Source organism: Micromonospora sp. AKA38, assembly GCF_027925725.1.
Lineage (GTDB): Bacteria > Actinomycetota > Actinomycetes > Mycobacteriales > Micromonosporaceae > Micromonospora.
This window is the reverse complement of record NZ_BNEI01000001.1, coordinates 620,689-640,408: the sequence shown is the minus strand read 5'-3', so window position 1 is coordinate 640,408 and position 19,720 is coordinate 620,689. Positions and strand designations below refer to the sequence as shown.

Genomic DNA, 19,720 nt, shown 5'->3' with positions numbered 1-19,720 from the left:
GTCGCATGAGTCGCTCCTCCACGCCGGGTTCCCCGGCCGGACGCCCGGCCGACACGCCTGGTAACCGTGCGCGATCGTTCGACTACCCACCGGACGAGGATCTGGACGAGGTCGTGCTGGACCCGGCGCTCGTCACCAGCCCCGGCCACGGCCGCGTCGGCGTGTTCCAGCCGCCACGCCCGCTCGGCTCGCGCGGTGGTGACGGCGCGCGCGAGCCGGTCCGCCCCGACGGCGACATCGACTCGCCGTTCCTCGACCTGTTCGGCGGCGCGCAGCCCCGAATCCGCCGCCCCGCCGCCGCCACCCCGCCGGCCCTGCCGGTCGAGCCGGTGGTTGCCCCACCCCGACGCGGCGTCGGCGGCGTCGGGCGCGACGCGCTGCCGATCCCGCACCAGCCCGCCGCGCCGGCCGAACCCGCGCCGCCGGCCCGGCCCGAACCGCCGGTCCGGGAGCCCGCCCCCGGCGTACGCGCGGTGGAGCGACAGCGGCCGGAGCACGCGCTCGCCGCGCCCGCCGAGCCGCCCGCGCTCGACCCGCCGCCGGCGACCCGCAGCCGGGTCCCGCTCCAGGCGGGCGACCGGCTCGCGCTCCGCCCCACCGCCGCGCCGGAGCCGGCAGCCGAACCCGTGCTCCCGCCGCCCGCGCACGCCGAGCTCGGAGCCGCCGCGCACCGCACCGACCCGCGGGAGGTGGCACCCGACCTGCTGGACCGGCCGGCGCCGTCCCGGGAGGTCGGCCGGCCCGCGCACCGGGAGGTGACGCCGCCCCGGCAACGCTCGGCCGACCGCCGGAACAAGCCGTCCAAGCCGGTCCGGGTCCGCGCCCCGAAGATCAAGTTCGGCGACCGGGACCCGGCCGTCGAGTTGGCCATCACCGAGATCGCCGGCCACCTCACCTTCACCCCCAACACGGTCACCGCCTGGTACTGGCTGCCCGAGGTGCGCTGGGCGTTCCGCCCCGACGCGGAGCGCGAGGCGCTCCTCTCGGCGATCTCCGAGCAGTACGCCGGCCTGGCCGGATTCCGGCTGCACCTGCGCCGCACCACTCGGCCCTTCCCGGCCGACGAGTGGGCGCGCACCATCGACGCGCACACCGCCACCCCGCTGCCCGACGTGGCCGGCACCGCCGGCTGGGCCGACCACCTGGTCGCCGCCCAGCGGCACCTCATGTCCGTCAACCACGCCGAGGGCCAGACCTACCTCGGGGTCACCTTCGCCCGCCGGTCGCTCGGCGACTCGCTCACCGAACGCCTGCTGCGCACGTTCGGCCGGGGCACCGCCGACGGCGAACGGCGCCGACTGGGCCGCACCGTCGAGCAGTTCGACGAGGTGCTCGGCGCGTTCGGTATGCGCGGCCGCCGGGTCACCGCGCCCGAGCTGGAATGGCTGCTCTACCGCTCGGTGGCGCTCTGCATGGCGCCGCCCGGCGTGCTCTCCCCGATCACCAACGGCCGGTGGGAACGCGGCGACCTGCTGGCCCTCACCGAGCAGGTCGAGCGCTACCGCACCCCGTACGGCTCCACTGTGAAGCTGGTCAACCGGATGACCGGCGAGGAACGGCACGTGGCCGTGCTCGCGGTCGGCCGGATGGAGCCGCTGGAGATCCCCGAGCGGCACGAGCCCTGGCTGCACTTCCACGAGCGGCTGCCGTGGCCGATGGAGCTCTCCACCCGGGTCGACCTCCTCGGCCCCAACGACTCCTTCCGGAACCTCGAACACCGGCTCCGGATGATCCGCTCCCAGCAGCTCGACTACGCCGAGCACGGCATCGACGCCCCGCCCGAGCTGGAGCGGTTGGCCAAACGGGCCCTGGTGATCGGCGACGAGATGACCACCGGGCTGCCTGTCGACTCGGCCCGGGCGCACGGCTGGCACCGGATCGCGGTCGGCGGTCGCACCCGGGAGGAATGCCTGGAGCGGGCCCGCCGCCTCATCCAGCTCTACTCCCGCGAGCTGCGCATCTCGCTCCAGCACCCGAAGAACCAGGACTGGCTGGCCCGCGAGTTCATCCCCGGCGAGCCCATCGCCAACACCGGATACGTCCGACGGATGCCGGTTCAACTGCTCGCCGCCGCGCTGCCCCAGGCCGCGTCCACGGTCGGCGACCGGCGCGGCGACCTGATCGGCCGGACCGCCGGCACCTGCCGTCGCCCGGTCTTCCTCGACCTGCACTTCCCGATGGAGGTACGCGAACGCTCCGGGCTCGCCGTCTTCGTCGCCGAACCGGGCGGTGGCAAGTCCACGCTGCTCGGCGCGCTCGGCTACCTGGCCGCGCGGCGCGGCGTGCAGGTGACGCTGCTCGACCCGTCCGGCCCGCTGGCCCGGCTCTGCGCCATGCCCGAGCTGGCGCCCTACTCGCGGGTGCTCAACCTGACCGGCTCGGAACAGGGCACCCTGGCCCCGTACGCGCTGATCCCCACGCCGCTGCGCAGCGAGTTCGGCACCGGGGCGGCCGGCGACCGGGAGTTCGAGATCGCCGTCTCCAACGCCCGCGCCGAACGCCGGATGCTGGTGCAGGACATCTGCATGATGCTGGTGCCACCGCAGGTGGCCCGGGAGGCGTCCACCGCCACCCTGTTCCGGCACGCCGTACGCCAGGTGCCGGCCGAGGAGACCTCCACCCTGGACGACGTGGTCGCCTGCCTCCAGGGGCTCGACGACGACGCCGGCCGTGAACTGGCGAACCTGCTGCTCGACACCGCCGAGATGCCGCTGGCGATGCTCTTCTTCGGCCGCCCGCCGGAAGGACTGCTCGGCGCCGACGCCGCGCTCACCGTGATCACCATGGCCGGCCTCCGGCTGCCCGACCTCAAGATCGAGCGGGAGTACTGGTCGGCCGAGGAGGCCCTGGCCCTACCGATGCTGCACACCGCGCACCGGCTGGCGGTCCGCCGCTGCTACGGCGGGTCGATGGGTTCCCGGAAGCTCGTCGGACTGGACGAGGCGCACTTCATGGAGGGCTGGCGCTCCGGACGGTCGTTCCTCGTCCGGCTCGCCCGCGACTCCCGGAAGTGGAACCTCGCCGCGCTGGTCGCCTCGCAGAACCCGAAGGACATCCTCGGCCTCGACGTGCAGAACCTCGTCTCCACCGTCTTCGTCGGTCGCATCGCCGAGGACAGCGAGATCGCCTCCGAGGCGCTGCGGCTGCTCCGGGTGCCGGTCGACGACGGCTACGAGGCCACCCTCGCCTCGCTCTCCCAGGCCGACAGCGGTTCCGCCAACCGGCTCGGGTTCCGTGAGTTCGTCATGCGCGACGTCGACGGACGCGTGCAGAAGGTCCGGGTCGACGTGTCGTACGTCGACGGGCTGCTGAAGCACCTGGACACCACCCCTGCCGCGGTCGCCCAGGCCGCCGGCCAACTGCCGACCGTGCTGGCTGATCTGGAGGCGTGACATGGCGAGGGCCCGGGCACGGATCACGGCGCTCCTCATCGCCCTCGGCGTACTCGCCGGGGCCACCATCTCCTGGCCGCTGATCGGGGGCACACCCGCGTACGCGGCCGGCCCGGTCGCCCAGGCGCGGGCCGAACTGTGCAGCACCAAGGAGTGGCAGGCCGACTTCCGGGCCTGCGTGGGCAAGCTCAAGGCGGTCAGCGAGGACCAGGTCGAGTGCCGTAACGCGCCGGTGCCCGGCGCGCCGGACTCCGGCCTCGCCGGCTGGTTCGCGGCCCGCCCCGACTCCGCCAAGCAGCCCGGCCCCAAGGGTCTCTACAGCGACTACGGGTACGCCGGCTACAGCTACACCACGTACGACGTGGACGGCGGCTGCGCCTCGTCCGTGCTCCACCCGGACTACCGCTTCACCACGATGGTGGCGAACGGCGAGTTCATGTTCGCCAACGCGGTGATCGGCGCGTCGAACGCGTTGCGGGAGCGCGCGTGGGACCCACGGACCATGTGGCGCTGGGCGGACCCGCTGGTGGAGCAGGCCACCAAGGCCGTCTACCAGAAGGTGTTCAGCGTCTTCGGCATCATCACCATCTGCGTGGTCGGCCTCTACCTGCTCTGGCGCTCCCGCCAGTCGGACATGAGCAACGCGATGACCACTGCCGGCTGGGCGATCCTGGTGATGGTGGCGGTGACCGCACTGGCCGCCTGGCCGGTGAAGTCCGCGAACATCGCCGACAGCACGCTGATCACCACCCTCGGCGTGGTGCACGACGCGGTCGGTCCATCCACCAAGGACGTCCCGCCGGACAAGTGCGTACTTCCCAACCCGGATGCCTGCGTGGACAAGCGCCCGCCGGCCGTACGGGCCAGCGACACCGCGACCGAGACCATGCTCTACCGCAACTGGCTGCGCGGTGTGCTCGGCTCCGCGGACAGCGAAACCGCCAAGAAGTACGGCCAGGCACTCTACGACGCGAAGTCGCTGACCTGGGACGAAGCCGCATCGATCCGAAGCAATCCGGCGACGCGGGACGTAGTGATCAAGGCCAAGCAACAGCAGTGGGCCCGGGTCGCCGAGCAGATCAAGTCGGAGGACCCGGAGGCGTACGAGTACCTCCAGGGCACCAAGGACATGGATCGGATCGGTGCCGGCTTCATCGCGGTGCTGGCCTCGCTGCTGTTCGCCATGTTCGACCTCACCGCGTCCGTGCTGGTGCTGCTCGGCTTCCTGATCTTCCGGTGGGCGGTGATCGCCGCGCCCATTCTCGGCACGGTCGGGTTGATGCGCCCGGCCAGCGCCGGGCTCCGCCGGCTGGCGAACGCCGTGGTGGCCGCCGTGTTCAACATCGCCATCTTCGGCACCGGCGCGGCCATCTATCTCTTCGCCGTCGACCTGATCATGAACACGGCCACCCTGCCGGGTTGGCTCCAGGTGGTCCTGGTCTGGCTCTGCGGGGTGGTGGGCTGGCTGTTGCTGCGGCCGTACCGGCGGATCACCCAGCTCGGCGGCAAGGACAGCAGCGAGGCGGTCAGCTCGGCCGGCTCGTGGCACCGCCGGTTCTTCCGGGACATGCGGGTCGCCGCCCGGCTGGACGTCGCCGAGCCCGGCGGCACCAACGAGCCGGCGTTCAGCCGGCGTCGCGGCGTCGTCGCCGACCAGCGCAGCCTCCGACCGGAGGCCCGGCACGAGGATCCGGCGCACGCCGCCACACCCGTCGAGCGGGAGCGGCCGGACGGACGGGAACGGCCGGACGAGGCGCCCGCGCCCGAGCGCATCGGTGGACGGCCCACCACTGCTCCCCGGCCGCGCCGCGCACCGTCCACCTGGACCGAGCCGGACGGGCCCGAGGAGGTTCCCTCCTACGCCGTCTACCGACCCGACTCGGCGGACCGGGCGACCGCACCGGCCACCCGGCCGGCGCCGCGGATCCGCTCCGAGGCCAGGTGACCTCCGATGCGACGGACGCTGGAGTTCCTCTTCACCCGGGTCCTCCGGTCCCGGCTCGGCATCGCGCTGGTGATCGCCGTTCTCGTCTTCGGGGTGATCGGCACGGCCCGGCTGGTCTCCGGAGCCGGCGATGGCGGCGTCGGCGTGGCCGTCCGTCCCACCCAGCCGATCAGCACCGTGGATCCCGAGGCCGGTGAGGACGGGGTGCTGTCCAGCCCGCCGGCGGCGGTCGCCCCGAAGACCCGCCCCGGTGAGCCCACCCCCGAGCAGGTGGCCGGACGCTTCACCACCGCCTGGCTGGCCGGTCCGGGCAGCACCGGCGATGCCTGGCAGGCTCGGCTGCGTCCGCTCTCCACGCCCGCGCTGGTGGAGAAGATGGCCGGGGCCGACCCGGAGACCGTGCCGGCCCGGCGGACCACCGGCCCGCCGACGCTCCGCCCCCGCACCGAGACCTTCGTGGAGGCACTGATCCCGCTGGACGACGGCACGCTCCGGCTCGAACTGGTCGCTCCGGACGGGCCATGGTTGGTGGACGCGGTCGACTGGGAGCGGTCGTGAGCGCCGGCGCGGCCGCCGTCGGGCAGGTCCGCCGCAAGGTTCGGGTCGGCGTGCTGGCCACCGCGGTCACCGGCGTACTCGCCCTGCTCTGCTGCGTGGGTGGCGCCGCCGCCTTCTTCCTCACCGAACTGGGCGGCGATCGGGAGGACCCGAAGCTCGCCGGCCTGACCTGCGACCCCACCTATCAGGTGACCCTGACCGGGGACATGCCGCGCTTCGCCGAGTACGGCGACGGCCAGCTGCGCAACGCCGCCGCCATCATCAAGACAGGCCAGGACATGAAGGTGCCGGCCCGGGGGTGGGTGATCGCGTTGGCCACCGCGATGCAGGAGTCGGCGCTGCGCAACCTGGCCAACAGCCGCGTGCCGGCGTCACTGGCGCTGCCGCACGAGGGGGTCGGCGCCGACCACGACTCGGTGGGCCTGTTTCAGCAGCGGCCGGGCTGGGGCAGCGTCGAACAGCGGATGACGCCGTCGTACGCGGCGCGCAAGTTCTACCAGAAGATGGTGAAGGTGCCGAACTGGCAGCAACGGCCGCTGTCCGTGGTGGCGCAGCGGGTTCAGGTCAGCGCGTTCCCGGATGCCTATGCCAAGCACGAGGAACTGGCGGGGCGGATCGTCGACGCGCTCGCCGGCGGGGCGGCCCGGACCGTGGAGATCGCCGGCAAGGCGGTCTGTGACGCCGCCGCCGGGGCCCGGATCGCCGCCTCCGGCTGGACCGCGCCGCTGCCCGGCGGGGTGGTCTCCGGTTTCCGGACCGACGCCCGCCCGAGCCACGACGGCGTGGACCTGGCCGCGGACAAGCGCACCGAGATCCACGCCGCGTCGGCCGGTCGCGTGCTGGTCGCCAGGTGCGACCCCGACCACTCCGGCCGGCGGGACTGCGACCGGGACGGCTGGCCGGACAAGGGTGGCTGCGGGTGGTTCGTCGACATCCTGCATGCCGGCGGCTTCATCACCCGCTACTGCCACATGATCGAACGACCCCGGGTACGTCCGGGTCAGGAGGTCGCGGCCGGTGAGGTGATCGGGCTCTCCGGCACCAGCGGCAACTCCTCCGGCCCGCACCTGCACTTCGAGGTGCACCACGACAGCGACCGGTCCAGCCGCGGTGCGGAGAACCCGGTGCCGTTCATGCGCGAGCGCGGTGCGCCCCTCACCGGGACCGGATGAGTTCGTCGCCCATGAGCAATCCGCTGCCCGACCCGTTCGCGGACCGCCCCGACTGGGCCCCGCTGCCACCCCGCCCGATCGAGATCGTGCCCGCCACCGGCGGGACCGAGCTGCGCGGCCGCCGGGTGCTGGTCGGCCTGCCCGGCCTCGGCTGGCGCGGTGACCTGCGCGCCGACGAGCGCGTGGTGCAGGGCAGCCGCACCTACGTGCCGGTCATCCCGGAACACGAGTGGTACCGGGCCGAGTCCGAGCAGGTGGAGGTGTTCGCGCCGCTGGTGCCGGTGGAACGCGTCTGGGTGGAGACGGTCGGCGGACGGAGACCGCCGGCTGGTCCGGCCGAGTCGGGCATCCGGCTGGTCTCGCTGGACGCGCCCACCCGCCGACCACCCACCCCGGTCTTCGAGACCGACGCGGTGACCGGACGGCGCGTGGTCCACGTCGACGACGGCACGGAGCGGCGTGACCTGCGGGCCGTCACCGAGACCTACTCAGGCGCGGACGGCGACATCTGCGTCCGGGTGGCACCCGAGCTGGAGTGGTACCGCTGGGCCTGGCGCGGACAGGCGCCGACCACCCTGGAGGTACCGGTCCACCTGCTCTGGCTGGAGTAGCCGGGCTCAACTGCCGCGCTGGGCCGCACAGACGCCCCAGCCGTCTTCCCGCCTTGTCTCGAACCGCCAGCCCTGCCGGTCGGTCTGCGAGATGCCGTCGACGGAAGCGGAGATGATGAGCTCGACCGCGACCATCGCGACATCGCCCGACTCCCGGGTGGTCAACGGGCCCCAACTCACCGAGATCGTCGTGCCGAACCGCCGTTCCCGGGCGACGAGGTCGTCCCGCAGTGACCGCAGGCCCTCCAGGTCGGTCCGGCCGTCGCAGGTGAACTGCTTCGCCTTGGTGTCGTTGCGGTCCTCCAAGAGCGCCTGGACGTAGTTGGCCACCACCACGTCCGGGGCGCTGCGGTCCGGGGCGGTTGCCCGGTCGTACAGCACGAAGCCGACCACCGCGCCGCCCGCGCAGAGCAACGCCACCACTCCCGCGACGACCGCGAGCACGGTGCGCAGCGGGCGCTTGGGGCGGGCCGGTGCCGGCGCGGGCGCCGGGGGCGCCAACTGCTCCGGCGGGGTCCGCTGCGCCGGTACTCGGGAGACCTGGGAACCGGCGGGGGGCTGCACTGATTCCACCTCCTGAGGTTATCGGCTGCGGGCCGCGTACCCAATGCCTCAGAACTGGCGGATCGTGGCGAACCGCCGGGCGGACGCCGCCCGGCGCGGACCTGGTGGGGTCCGTGCCGGGCGGTCGTGTCGTGCCCGCGGGGGTCCGGCGGGACGGTGTCGCGTCAGGAGATCCGGTACGCCCGGACGACCTCCTGCTCCACCGTGTTGCCGGCGTCGTCGGAGGCGGTGGCCTTCAGCGAGACGAATCCGCTGGTGCGCGGGTACCGGAGGGTGGCGTTCCAGGTGCCCGCTCCGGCCGCCGTCAGCCTGACCGGCTGCCAGGTCGCGCCGTCGTCGTAGGAGACGCTGAGAGTGGCACCGGCGATCTTCCCGGCACCCACGACCCCGGCCACGTGCGAGGCGGCCAGGCTGATCTTCTGCTGGCTGCCGGCCCGCACCGACCCGGTCAGGTCGGTGTCGACCCGGTAGTCGAGCTGGACCAGCGGCAGCAGCACCCGGTCGTCGGCCTGGGTGGCCCGGAAGCCCCAGACGCTGCGGGTTCGGGTGGAGGTGACCCAGGGGTCGGCGGGCCGGGTGGTCTCCTGCTCGAACCGGTAGTCGGCGCTGCCGGAGACCACCGGCGCCGCCACCTGGACGGCCTGCGCGGGCTGCTCCCGACCGATCAGCTTGCCGTTCTGGTAGAGCCGGGAACGGACGGTGCTGACTCCGTCGTCGATCGAGCCGGTGATGTCGGTGTCGCCACCGGCCGGCGGGACGTTGACGGCGAAGACGTTGCCGTTGCGGTACGGGTACCAGAAACCGGGGCCGAGCCGCGGGCGGGTGACCGGGGCGAACCACTTCCGCGCCACGTGCTGACCGGGCCGGTAGGTGACCTGGTTGTAGCGCTGCTCCCAGCCGGGCATCAGGAGAGCCTTCTGGTACCAGCTGGTGCCTTCCTGCGTGGACAGGTAGTCGACCCGGGTGGACGGGGCCGCCACCGGCTGGTCGACGCCGAGGCATGGCGGCCAGTGGTAGGAGCGGCAGTCGGCCCGCTGTTCGAAGGCGATCGCCGGGGTGCCGGCGTGGAAGTTCTGGTCCACCCGGGCCAGTTCCTTGGCGGCCGGCGCGTACGTCGGGTCGGTCGGTACCTCGCCCGGCCAGGCCCGGACCAGGTCGTAGACGTACGGGCTGAATGCGACGGCGACGCCGCGCAGGCGCAGGGTGCCGGCCTGGGCCGCCGCGCGCACGCGCTCACCCTCGGCCCGGGTCAGCGACACCACCGGCAGGTTCGTCCCGCCGGCTGCGGCGTAGTACGCGCCGGGCCGGTCGTTGACCACGACCAGCAGGGCGGCTCCGGCCGCGTTCGCGGCGGCGGCCCGCTGGGCGGGGGACACGGCGTCGTCCCGGGTCACCAGCACGGCCTTGCCCTTGACGTCGAGGCCCTGGTAGTCGGTGCCGTTGCCGGCGTACACGGCGGCGAGGTCGACCTTGCCGTCGAGCCGGGTCGAGCCGGCCTGGTAGCGCGGGTCCAGCTGGACGGCGGCCGGGGTGTGTCCGGCCAACTTCAGGTGGTCGACCTCGCGGCTCCACCGGACGGCGAACTCGAAGGTGCCGCCACTGATCTTCCCGGTCGGTGCGACGTAGACGTCATCGATGGCGGACGGCACGGCGTAGGTGTTGGCGAAGACGCCGTACTGGCCGCCGATGCCGGAGTCGCGGAAGTACTGCACCCGGCGGTAGGCGTCCTCGCTCGGTCGGGGCGTGGTGGCGGCCACCTTGTGCGCCTGCCGGGCGTCCAGGTCCACGGTCCGGTCGGCGTCGAGCTTCAGGCTCGGGGTGCCCAGCAGGGCCATGCCGGCGGAGTCGGGCCCGCCGTCGCCGGAGACCGGCAGCCAACTCGTCACGTTGTACTCGCCGGGCGGGAGGCGCAGTGCCGTGGCGGTCCCGGTGGCCGGGTCCAGGGCGATCGTGCGGATGGCCTGGTCGCCGTACCGGTAGACGGTCACGTAGCCGCCGGCCGGCTTGCCGTCGCGACCCTCGGCGGTGATCGTGAGCTGGTACCGCTCGTCCTCCTTGACCAGGCCGAGCGCGGTGTGCGCGCGGACGGTGCCGGTGGTGTCGGTGGCGACCACGGCACCGGCGTACTTGCCGGTGGCCGGGGCGTCGTCCGCGTCGGCGGTGACGGTCGCGGTGGCGGTGCCCCCGGCCGGCAGGGTGACCCGCGCCGGGGAGACCGCGGCGAGCGCGGCGGGCTTGCCGTCCGGCCCGGTCATGGTCGCCGCGAGGTCGAGGGTGACCGCCTCGGTGCCGCTGTTGGCGTACGTGAGGGTGCGGCTGACGGGCTGGTCGCCGTCGTGCGGCCAGTCGTAGAAGCCGAGGTCGGCGGCGCCGGTGGCCTGCACGTCGCCGAGGGCGGCCGGCACGTCCAGCCGACCGGCGCCCACCTGGTACGGGGTGGTGCCGGCGAGCTGCTTCGACGCCGACATGAGGCTGTCCTTGATGCGGGCGGCCGGCCAGTCCGGGTGCTTCGCGGCGACGATGGCGGCGGCTCCGGCCACGTGCGGGGTGGCCATCGAGGTGCCGCTCATCTTCACGTAGCTGCCGGTGCCGGAGCTCTGCGCGGCGCGGGCGGCGAGGATCTGCACGCCGGGTGCGGAGAGGTCCGGCTTGAGGCCGTTGTCACCGGACCGGGGGCCCTGGCTGGAGAACGCGGCGCGGACGTCCCTGCCGTCCACGGCGGCGACGGTGAGCGCGGCGTCGGCGGCGCCGGGGCTGCCGATGGTCGACTCGCCGTAGGTGTTGCCGGCGGCGATGACGAAGAGCGCGCCGGTCTGGGCGGTGAGCCGTTCGACGGCCTGTGCCATCGGGTCGGTGCCGTCGCTCGGCTCCTGCGAGCCGAGGCTCATGTTGACCACCTTGGCGTGCTGGGCGGCCCACTCCATCCCGGCGATGATCCACGAGTCCAGGCCGGAGCCGGAGTCGTCGAGCACCTTGCCGATCACCAGGTCGGCGCCGGGCGCGACGCCTTTCTCGACGCCCCCGGAGGCGGCGCCGCTGCCGGCCACCGTGGAGGCGACGTGGGTGCCGTGCCCGCGGCGGTCGCCGGTGTCGGAACCGGGCACGAAGGAGACCGCGTCCTTGACCTTCCCGGCGAGGTCGGGGTGGGTGGCGTCGACGCCGGTGTCGAGCACGGCGACGGTGGTGCCCTTGCCGTCGTACCCCGTGGACCAGGCCCGCGGCGCGCCCACCTGGGCTACGCTGTCGGCCAGGTCGACGTGGACCCGGCCGTCGAGCCAGAGCTTGCCGACGCCGCCGGCGAAGCGGCCGGACGTGCCGGTCGGGGCGAGGGATCGCCAGAACGGCTGCGCGTCCTTCTTGGCGGTGCTGATCGCCAGGCCGTCGATGCTGGTCAGGTCGCGTACCTTGCGGGCCTTCGCCGGGGTGGTGCGGGCGGACCGGGCGGTCGCGGTGCCGGTGTAGGTGGCGATCAGGGGCAGCTCGGCGGCGTGCGCGTCGTCGAAGCCGTCCTCGATCAGCTCGGTGACGTTGAACAGGTCCCGGTCGAGCCGGTTGGCCGCGAGGTACGGCAGCGCCTCGTCGGGGATGACGTACAGATCGTCGCCGATCGTCTGGGTGTGCACCCCGCCGACCGAGCCGTGGCTCTGGTCGACGGTGACCACGTCCGGTCCACCGCTCTGGTGGGTGACCCGGACGACGTCACCGGTGACCAGGGTGAGGGTGTCGGTGGCCTCGGCGGTGCCCGGGAGGGTCGGCGCCGAGGGCTGGCTGCCGGCGGCGGCCGGGGTTCCGGGCGCGGCGGCGAGCGCCGCCGCGACGGTGACGGCGAGCAGGCGACGGGTACTTCGTGGCATCGAATGACCTCTCGGTGAAGACCTGGGACGGCCTGACGATCCGCCGTCGACGGTGGCCCGGGCAACGGATCGACCACGGCGGCTTCCCTCCATGACGCAAAGCCGCCACACTTGATCACCGGTGAGGCGGCGGAGGCGTGACATGGTGCTGGACGTGCTGGGATTGAGCAGCGAGGAGTCGACGGCGTACCGGGCGTTGGTGTCCATGCCCTCGGCCGGGCCGGGGGATTTGGCCCCCCGGGTCGGCGGTGACCGGGACGAGGCGGCCCGGCTCCTCGGCGTGCTGGAACGCAAGGGTCTGGCCGCGCGCAGCGTCGGTGACATCGCCCGGTTCGTGGCCTCCCCGCCGGGCACCGCGTTCGGCGCGTTGCTGTTGCAGCGGCAGAACGAGCTGCGCCTGGCCGAGCTGGAGCTGGGTTCGCTGGCCGAGCTGTACCGGGCAGCGAGCGCCGGGCGCGGCGTCGCCGAGGTGGTCGACGTGATCATCGGGGTCCCGGCCCTGCGGCAGCGGCTGGAGCAGCTTCAACTCGGCGCCAAGTCTGAGGTGATGACCTTCGTCAAGGCACCGGTGGCGATCATCAGCGGCGCGGAGAACACCGCCGAGGACGACGCGGTGGCCCGGGGCGTGCGCTACCGGGTCCTGCTGGAGCGGGCGATGCTCGACGAGGACGTCGACATCGACGGGATCGTGGCGGCCCGCAACGCCGGGGAGGAGATCCGGATCGCGGACAGCCTGCCGCTGAAGCTGTTCGTCGTGGACCGCGAGATCGCCCTCCTGCCGCTGATCAGATCATCCGACGTGGCCACCACCGGGGCGCTGCTGGTGCACCAGAGCGGCCTGCTGGACGCCCTCATCGCGCTCTTCGAGCTGGAGTGGGCCACGGCCATGGAGGTCACCGCCTCGGCCGACGGCTTCGCCGGCTCGGGGGTGGACGACCTGGACGTGCAGATCCTGACCCTGCTGCTCACCGGCCTGACCGACCAGGCGGTGGCCAGTCACCTGCGGACCTCGCTGCGGACCGTGCAGCGGCGGGTCCGTCGGCTGATGGACCTCGCCCGGGTGCAGACCCGGATGCAGCTCGGCTACCAGGCGTTCCGACTGGGCTGGCTCCCGGGTGAGTCGGGGCACCGCCGAGGGTAAGGACAGACGCACCGCCGGGGTAAAGACCGGCGCAGCGCCGACGGACATCCCGGAGGACGGGTCCCGGCTGGGATACCGTCACAGCTCGGGGAGCAGGGGTCGGCCTCGGGAAGAGAGGTGGACGCGATGGCGAGTCCTAAGGCGCGAGCCGGCCGGGCCGCCGTCCTGCACCGGCGGGCGGAGGCTGCCGCGACCGCCGCCGCCGGCATCCTCGACGAGATCCGTCCCGCCCCCGCCGACCACCATCGGCAGTACGAGCTGGCCGAGCGGCTGCGTACCGCGGCGGCGCTCGCCGCGCCCGGCTGGGCCGGCACGGCGCTGGAGGAACTGGCCGTGGCGACGCCGCCCGGTGACCACCCGCCGCCGCTGGTCCGGGTGGGCACCGCCGCGCCGCTGGACGATGCCCGGTTCCCCGCGCTGGTGCCCCTGCTCGACAGCGGCCATCTGGCCGTCGACGCCGACGCGCGCGACCCGCGGGTCGCCGGGCTGCTCCGGGCACTCCTGCTGCGGCTCTTCGCCGCCACCCCGGCCGGCGCGCTGCTGGCCCGGGCCGTCGACGGCACCGACCCGGCCGGCACCTTCGCGGGCTTCGTGGCGCTGGCCGATGCCGGTCTGCTGCCGCCGCCCGCCACCGACGTCGCGGGGCTGCGGGCGGTGCTCGCCGAGGCCGAGCAGTGGGTGGCCGCCGGCACCGCCCGGCAATGCGGACACGACCGTACGTTGCTGGTCGTGCTGGCCGCCCTGCCGGACGGTGCCACGCCCTCCGACCTGACCCGAATCGAGGAACTCGCCGCCCGGGGGCACCGGACGGGGCTGCACCTGGTGGTGGCCGGCTGGTCCGGCCGACCGCCGCTGCCGCAGGCCACCACGATCACCGTCCGCACCGCGTACGCGCTTGTCGGTGACCCGCCGGCGGCCGGCTTCAGCGGCCCGGGCGTCGAGGCGCCCGGCGGGTTGAACTCGCCGGTGTTCCTGGACGACGATCCGCCGGCCGAGTTGGTCGCGGAGGTGTGCCGGCGGCTGGCCCGGCAGATCGAGGACGGTTCGCGGCTGGCCCTGGCCGATCTGCTGCCGGCCGACGGGTTCTGGGCCGACGGTTCGGCCGACGGCCTCAGCACCACGGTCGGTGACGCGGCCGGGCGCCCGGTGAGTCTCGGGTTCACCGAGCTGACCCCGCACTGGCTGGTGAGCGGTCGGTCGCAGGCCGGGCGTTCGGCTTTCCTCACCGACACGCTGTTCGGGCTGGCCGCCCGGTACGGCCCGGACGAGCTGGAGTTCTACCTGGCCGACCTGGGCGACGGGGAGTCCTTCGTGGAGTTCCTCCAGACCGAGCGGGACCGTTCCTGGGTGCCGCAGGTCCGCGCCGCCGGGATGGCCGCCGACCGGGAGTACGTCGCGGACCTGTTCGGTGAGCTGGAGGCGGAGGCGCGCCGCCGTGAGGAGGCGTCCCGGCGGGCCGGCGGGCAGCGGTACGCCGAGCTGCGCCAGCACCAACCGCTGCCCCGGATCGTCTGTGTGATCGACAACTTCCCGCTGGTGCTGTGCGACCGGGACCGGCTCGCCACCGACCTGCTGGCCCGGCTGGACGCGTTGGCCCGGGTCGCCCGCGCGTACGGGATCCATCTGGTCCTGGCCGGCGAGGGTGACCTGGGCATCGGTGGTCCACGCGATCCGCTGCTCGGCCAGTTCCCGGTGCGGGTGGCGCTGCCCGGCGGCTCGGCGGTGCTGGAGCCGGCGAACGACTCGGCGGCCGGCCTGCCGGTGGGCAGCGCGGTGGTGAACACGGCCGGGGGCCTCGGTGGCCCGCGTGGCGCGACCCGCGGCCACGAGCGGATGATCCGCTTCCCGGACCCGTACGGGGATCCGGACGTCCTCGCCGACCTGCGACGGCGGCTGTGGTCGGCGCGGCCGGAGACGGCGGTTCCGCCGGTGGTGTTCGCCGGCTACGCCCGCCCACTGCTCGCCAACGATCCGCGGCACCGGGCCGCGCTGGCCGGGCGGGTGCATGCGCCGGCCGCGCTGCTGGGCCGCGCGGTGGACGTGCGGCGTACCACGGTGGCGGTGCCGCTCGGGCCGGTCGCGGGCCGGAACCTGGCGGTGCTGGGTGGGGACGAGGAGGCCGAGCGGCTGCTGGTCACCGCCGTGCGCAGCGCGGCGGCGGCGCATCCGGACGCCGGGCGGTTCGTGCTGGCGCCGCTGGCGAACGGGTCGGCCGAGCCGGCCGGCGTGCTGGCGGCCGAGCTGGCCGGGCGGCACCGGGTGGAGACGGTCGACGCCGGCGGGTTGCGCGCGGCCATCCAGGCGGACGAGCCGGGTTACCTGGTGGTGTTCGGGCTGGACGTGCCGGACGCCGCCGAGTTGCCGCCGGAGCTGCTGGGGTCGTTGCTGTTGGAGGGTCCGCCGGCCGGCCGGCACCTGCTCGGCTGGTGGCGTACCCCGGCGCCGCTGGCCGGGCTGCTCGGGCCCGGGGGCGAGGTGGACAAGCTCACCGCCGTGGCGGTCACCGACGTGCCGGGTGGACGGCTGGAGCGACTCTTCGACCGGCCGGTGTGGTGGCATCCGAGGCCCGGTCGCGCGGTGCTGTGGGACGGCCCGGAGGAGCAGGGCACGGTCTTCGTGCCGTTCGGCACCGGGGAGGCGGCCCGATGAGCGGGGCTCCGACGGCGGTTCCCGGGCCGCGCGTGGGTGATCCGACGGTGACGGTGGACCCGGCCGAGTCGGCCTGGGCGGAGTACGTCGCGGCGGCGCGGCAGCTCGACGGCGTACGCCGGGCGGCGGCGACCGCCGCCGGGGAGCAGGCGCGGTCGGTGACGGCGGCCCGCGAGGAGCTGACCGGGGTACGCGAGCGGCTGGCCGCGCAGCAGTCCCGGCTGCGGGAGCTGGGCGTACCGGCGATCTCGCTGGCCCCGACGCCGCCGGAGGTGAGCGAGGCGGCCCGGTCGATGGCGGGTGGGCCGTCGGCCGTGCTGGCGGCGCTGCGGGCTGCCGGCGGCTGGGCGGACGCCGCGGACGACACGTTGGCCGCGCACGGCCTGCCCCGGCTGGCCCGCTGGCCGGCCCGCCCGCGCAACCTGCTGGTGTACGGGCCGTTGGCGTTGGTGGTGCCGCTGTTGCAGCTCGTCCTCTACGCGGTCGCGGGTGCCGGGCCGGTGACCGTGTTGGCGCTGCTGGTGGGGCTGCCGCTGCCGGCGGTGGCGTTCATGCTGGGTTGGCTGGCGGTCGGGCGGGTGTTCCGTCCGCGCCCGACCGACCGGGTGGACCGGACGCCCCGGTTCGGCGCGCTGGTCTGCCTGGTCCCGGCCGTGCTCACCGCCGCCGGTCTGCTGCTGGCCATGCTGCCCGGCTGACCGGCCCCGGGACGACCACGGCCGCGCCGGGAAGCGTGGACGCCGGTCGGGTCAGCGGTGCATGATCAGCGCCATCGCCTCGGCCCGCGACTTGGCGTCGTTCTGGAGGCCGCCCCGGACCGCCGAGGTGATGGTCTTGGCGCCGGACTTCTGGATGCCGCGCATCGCCATGCACATGTGCTCGCACTCGAGCACCACGATGACGCCGCGCGGGGCGAGGCTGGACATCAGCAGGTCGGCGATCTGCGACGTGAGCCGCTCCTGCACCTGCGGCCGGCGGGCGAACACCTCGACCAGTCGGGCCAGCTTGGACAGGCCGGTGATCCGGCCGTCCGGCCCGGGGATGTAGCCGATGTGGGCGCTGCCCCGGAACGGCAGCAGGTGGTGCTCGCACAGGCTCATCACGTCGATGTCCCGAACGAGCACCAACTCCTCGTGGTTGGCCTCGAAGGTGGTGCGGAGCACCTGCGCCGGGTCGACGCGCAGGCCGGCGAAGAGTTCGGCGTACGCGCGGGCGACCCGGGCCGGTGTCTGCTGGAGGCCGTCCCGGTCCGGGTCTTCACCGACCGCGATGAGGATCTCCCGGACCGCCTTCTCGATCCGGCCGAGGTCGACGCTGTCCTCGACCGGGCCGCCGGTGAGCTTGCCGCTGATCAGGCGCGCGGCCACGTAGTCGAGCGCGTCGTCCCCGTCGGGCTCGGTCGCGGAGACGGCCGGCTCCCGGTGAGGGGAGCCGGCCGTCGGGTCGGTGCTCAGTGCGAACCGTCCGAGTTGTTGCTGGCGCCGCCGACCGAGATGCCGTCGGCGGTGGCCTGCTTCTGCAGCGCGTCCTTCTCGGCCGGGGTGAGCACCGGCGGCTCGGTGGAGGGCAGGCGCTTGCCGAAGCCGTGATAGGGCGCCATCGGCGGGCGCTTGACCACCCGGGCGGCGATCCGCGCCATATCGGCGGTGGAGAGGGTCTCCTTCTCCATCAGCTCAAGGACCATGGTGTCCAGCACGTCCCGGTATTCCACCAGGATCTCCCAGGCCTCGTCGTGCGCCAGCTCGATCAGCGCGCGCATCTCGCTGTCGATCTCGGCGGCCACCGAGTCCGAGTAGTCCCGCTCGTGGCCCATGTTGCGGCCGAGGAACGGCTCGTCGCCGCTGGTGCCGTACTTGATCGCACCGAGCTTGGAGCTCATGCCGTACTGGGTGATCATCGCGCGGGCCAACTGGGTGGCCTTCTCGATGTCGTTGCCGGCGCCGGTGGTCGGCTCGTGGAACACGAGTTCCTCGGCCGCCCGACCGCCCAGCGCGTACGCCAGGGTGTCGATCATCTCGGCCCGGGTCTGGGTGTACTTGTCCTCGGTCGGGAGGACCAGCGTGTGCCCCAGCGACCGGCCCCGGGACAGGATGGTCACCTTGTGCACCGGCGCGGCGTGCGGCAGCGCCCAGGCGACAAGCGCGTGCCCACCCTCGTGGTACGCGGTGATCTTCTTCTCCTGGTCGCTCATCACGCGGGTGCGACGCTGCGGGCCGGCGATCACCCGGTCGATCGACTCCTCGAGCGAGTCGTTGGAGATCGCCCGCTGCTCCTTGCGCGCGGTGAGCAGCGCGGACTCGTTGATCACGTTGGCCAGGTCGGCGCCGGAGAAGCCCGGGGTACGCCGGGCCACCGCGTCGAGGTCGACGTCGGGCGTGAACGGCTTGCCCTTGGCGTGCACCCGCAGGATGGCCTTGCGGCCCTCCATGTCGGGGGCGTCGACCGGGATCTGCCTGTCGAACCGGCCCGGGCGCAGCAGCGCCGGGTCGAGGATGTCCGGCCGGTTGGTGGCGGCGATCAGGATGACGCCGCCCTTGGTGTCGAAGCCGTCCATCTCGACCAGGAGCTGGTTGAGCGTCTGCTCCCGCTCGTCGTGGCCGCCGCCCATGCCGGCGCCACGGTGGCGGCCGACCGCGTCGATCTCGTCGACGAAGACGATCGCCGGCGCGTTCGACTTGGCCTGCTCGAACAGGTCACGGACCCGGCTGGCGCCGACACCGACGAACATCTCGACGAAGTCGGAGCCGGAGATGGAGTAGAAGGGCACGCCGGCCTCACCGGCCACGGCGCGGGCCAGCAGCGTCTTACCGGTACCGGGCGGGCCGAAGAGCAGCACGCCCTTCGGGATCTTGGCGCCCAGGGCCTGGTACTTCGCCGGGTTCTGCAGGAAGTCCTTGATCTCGTGCAGTTCCTCGACGGCCTCTTCCGCCCCGGCCACGTCCGCGAAGGTCGTCTTCGGCGTGTCCTTGGTGATCATCTTCGCCTTGGACTTGCCGAAGTTGAGCACCCGCGAGCCGCCGCCCTGCATCTGCGACATGAAGAACAGCAGCAGGAGCACGAGCAGCGCGATGGGGAGGAGATTGACCAGCAGGCTGACCCAGATGCTGTCCGACGACACCTTGGTGTCGACCGGGCCGGTGATCCGGTCCGCCGCCTCGGCCTCGCGGACCTGGTTCCAGACCTGGCCGCCGACCTCGTACGGGAACTGCGCCTCGATCTTGTCGGTGGTGGTGTCGTCGAACTTGGCCTTGTCCTTCAGGTCGAGCTGGAGCGTCTGCTCCTTGTCCTGGAAGACGACCTTCTCGATACCACCCTTGTTGAGCTGGTCGAGCGCGACGGACGTGTCCACCCGGTGGTAGCTCGGACCAGCGGTGAACAGTTGACTGAGCACAACGGCGCCGAGGATGACCAGGATGATCCAGACCACCGGTCGGCGGAAGAAACGCGTACGTTCCATGCTGTCGTCGGGCACCGAGGCGCCCGCATCCTCCTGATCGACGTCCTGACCGTCTGAATGGTGTCGCCGCCTCGGGCGGCGGCCGGGGCCGCCGTGCGGGCCGGCCCGACCCCCGGGGCGCGCGAACTGCCGCACCACGGTCACTCGACGGTACACCGTTCGTGCCGGATGTGAGCTTGCGAGCCCGGCACTTACGCGTACGGCGAACCAGGGTTTGAGCCGGCGTGGCGGGGAGCTCCGCACCCGACCGGCCCATGCCGCACGGTCACGCGGCTCGGAGGGTCGGGCGTGGAGAGTGCCTCCACGTCACCGGCCCCTACCGTAGACCGAAAGACTGAGAGCCCGCTGAACGTCCGCTGACGAGCGGCTCGACGGCG

Annotated in this window: 12 protein-coding genes; 8 read left to right on the top strand and 4 right to left on the bottom strand. The window is 73.5% G+C overall.

Features of this window, described 5'->3' with window-relative positions; all coding sequences use genetic code 11:
- Positions 1-5 precede the first annotated feature (5 nt).
- Genes TPA0908_RS03005 through TPA0908_RS02985 form a run of 5 tightly spaced genes read left to right on the top strand, consistent with a single transcriptional unit; the run spans position 6 to position 7,678 of the window.
- Positions 6-3,392: an ATP-binding protein gene (locus tag TPA0908_RS03005; RefSeq protein ID WP_281934386.1), complete on the top strand. Its 3,387-nt coding sequence runs from the start codon at positions 6-8 to the stop codon at positions 3,390-3,392.
- Between the two features lies 1 nt (position 3,393).
- Positions 3,394-5,337: an MraY family glycosyltransferase gene (locus TPA0908_RS03000; protein WP_281934384.1), complete on the top strand. Its 1,944-nt coding sequence runs from the start codon at positions 3,394-3,396 to the stop codon at positions 5,335-5,337.
- 6 nt (positions 5,338-5,343) lie between these two features.
- Positions 5,344-5,895: a hypothetical protein gene (locus tag TPA0908_RS02995; RefSeq protein WP_281934382.1), complete on the top strand. Its 552-nt coding sequence runs from the start codon at positions 5,344-5,346 to the stop codon at positions 5,893-5,895.
- The gene (locus TPA0908_RS02990) at positions 5,892-7,067 is read left to right on the top strand and encodes a M23 family metallopeptidase (RefSeq protein WP_281934380.1); all 1,176 of its coding nucleotides are present in this window, start codon (positions 5,892-5,894) and stop codon (positions 7,065-7,067) included. The genes TPA0908_RS02995 and TPA0908_RS02990 overlap by 4 nt, the downstream gene beginning before the upstream one ends.
- 11 nt (positions 7,068-7,078) lie before the next feature.
- On the top strand, positions 7,079-7,678 hold the full coding sequence (locus tag TPA0908_RS02985) for a hypothetical protein (protein ID WP_281934378.1): 600 nt from the start codon (positions 7,079-7,081) through the stop codon (positions 7,676-7,678).
- A 6-nt stretch (positions 7,679-7,684) separates the two neighbouring features.
- On the opposite strand, the gene TPA0908_RS02980 is transcribed toward TPA0908_RS02985, so the two are convergent.
- A complete protein-coding gene (locus TPA0908_RS02980; RefSeq protein WP_281934664.1) occupies positions 7,685-8,242 on the bottom strand; it encodes a hypothetical protein in 558 nt (185 codons plus the stop codon).
- Between the two features lie 164 nt (positions 8,243-8,406).
- Positions 8,407-12,096 carry a S8 family serine peptidase gene (locus tag TPA0908_RS02975; protein ID WP_281934376.1) on the bottom strand — a complete coding sequence of 1,230 codons (3,690 nt, stop codon included), beginning with the start codon at positions 12,094-12,096 and terminating at the stop codon, positions 8,407-8,409.
- A gap of 142 nt (positions 12,097-12,238) precedes the next feature.
- On the opposite strand from TPA0908_RS02975, the gene TPA0908_RS02970 reads away from it, so the two are divergent.
- The 3 genes from TPA0908_RS02970 to TPA0908_RS02960 all read left to right on the top strand — a co-directional run bounded on the left by TPA0908_RS02970 (position 12,239) and on the right by TPA0908_RS02960 (position 16,584).
- The gene (locus TPA0908_RS02970; protein WP_281934374.1) at positions 12,239-13,237 is read left to right on the top strand and encodes a TrmB family transcriptional regulator; all 999 of its coding nucleotides are present in this window, start codon (positions 12,239-12,241) and stop codon (positions 13,235-13,237) included.
- 126 nt (positions 13,238-13,363) lie between these two features.
- Positions 13,364-15,886, top strand: a complete 2,523-nt coding sequence (locus TPA0908_RS02965) for an FtsK/SpoIIIE domain-containing protein (protein ID WP_281934373.1) — start codon at positions 13,364-13,366, stop codon at positions 15,884-15,886.
- Positions 15,883-16,584 (top strand): hypothetical protein, encoded by a 702-nt coding sequence (locus TPA0908_RS02960; protein WP_281934371.1) that lies wholly within the window; start codon positions 15,883-15,885, stop codon positions 16,582-16,584. Before TPA0908_RS02965 ends, TPA0908_RS02960 begins: the two co-directional genes overlap by 4 nt.
- A gap of 51 nt (positions 16,585-16,635) precedes the next feature.
- Here TPA0908_RS02960 and folE read toward each other — a convergent pair whose 3' ends face one another.
- Both folE and ftsH read right to left on the bottom strand, forming a co-directional pair.
- On the bottom strand, positions 16,636-17,253 hold the full coding sequence (gene folE, locus TPA0908_RS02955) for a GTP cyclohydrolase I FolE (RefSeq protein WP_107159537.1): 618 nt from the start codon (positions 17,251-17,253) through the stop codon (positions 16,636-16,638).
- 83 nt (positions 17,254-17,336) lie between these two features.
- Complete coding sequence (gene ftsH / locus TPA0908_RS02950) at positions 17,337-19,343, bottom strand: ATP-dependent zinc metalloprotease FtsH (RefSeq protein WP_281934368.1); 2,007 nt, start codon at positions 19,341-19,343, stop codon at positions 17,337-17,339.
- Positions 19,344-19,720 lie beyond the last annotated feature (377 nt).

Excerpts from the sequence above, each read along its gene's own strand:
- TPA0908_RS02995 (WP_281934382.1), top strand. The coding sequence starts at position 5,344 with ATGCGACGGACGCTGGAGTTCCTCTTCACCCGGGTCCTCCGGTCCCGG.
- ftsH (WP_281934368.1), bottom strand. The coding sequence starts at position 19,343 with ATGGAACGTACGCGTTTCTTCCGCCGACCGGTGGTCTGGATCATCCTG.
- TPA0908_RS03005 (WP_281934386.1), top strand. The coding sequence starts at position 6 with ATGAGTCGCTCCTCCACGCCGGGTTCCCCGGCCGGACGCCCGGCCGAC.
- TPA0908_RS02970 (WP_281934374.1), top strand. The coding sequence starts at position 12,239 with ATGGTGCTGGACGTGCTGGGATTGAGCAGCGAGGAGTCGACGGCGTAC.
- TPA0908_RS02960 (WP_281934371.1), top strand. The coding sequence starts at position 15,883 with ATGAGCGGGGCTCCGACGGCGGTTCCCGGGCCGCGCGTGGGTGATCCG.
- TPA0908_RS02975 (WP_281934376.1), bottom strand. The coding sequence starts at position 12,096 with ATGCCACGAAGTACCCGTCGCCTGCTCGCCGTCACCGTCGCGGCGGCG.
- TPA0908_RS03000 (WP_281934384.1), top strand. The coding sequence starts at position 3,394 with ATGGCGAGGGCCCGGGCACGGATCACGGCGCTCCTCATCGCCCTCGGC.
- TPA0908_RS02965 (WP_281934373.1), top strand. The coding sequence starts at position 13,364 with ATGGCGAGTCCTAAGGCGCGAGCCGGCCGGGCCGCCGTCCTGCACCGG.
- TPA0908_RS02985 (WP_281934378.1), top strand. The coding sequence starts at position 7,079 with ATGAGCAATCCGCTGCCCGACCCGTTCGCGGACCGCCCCGACTGGGCC.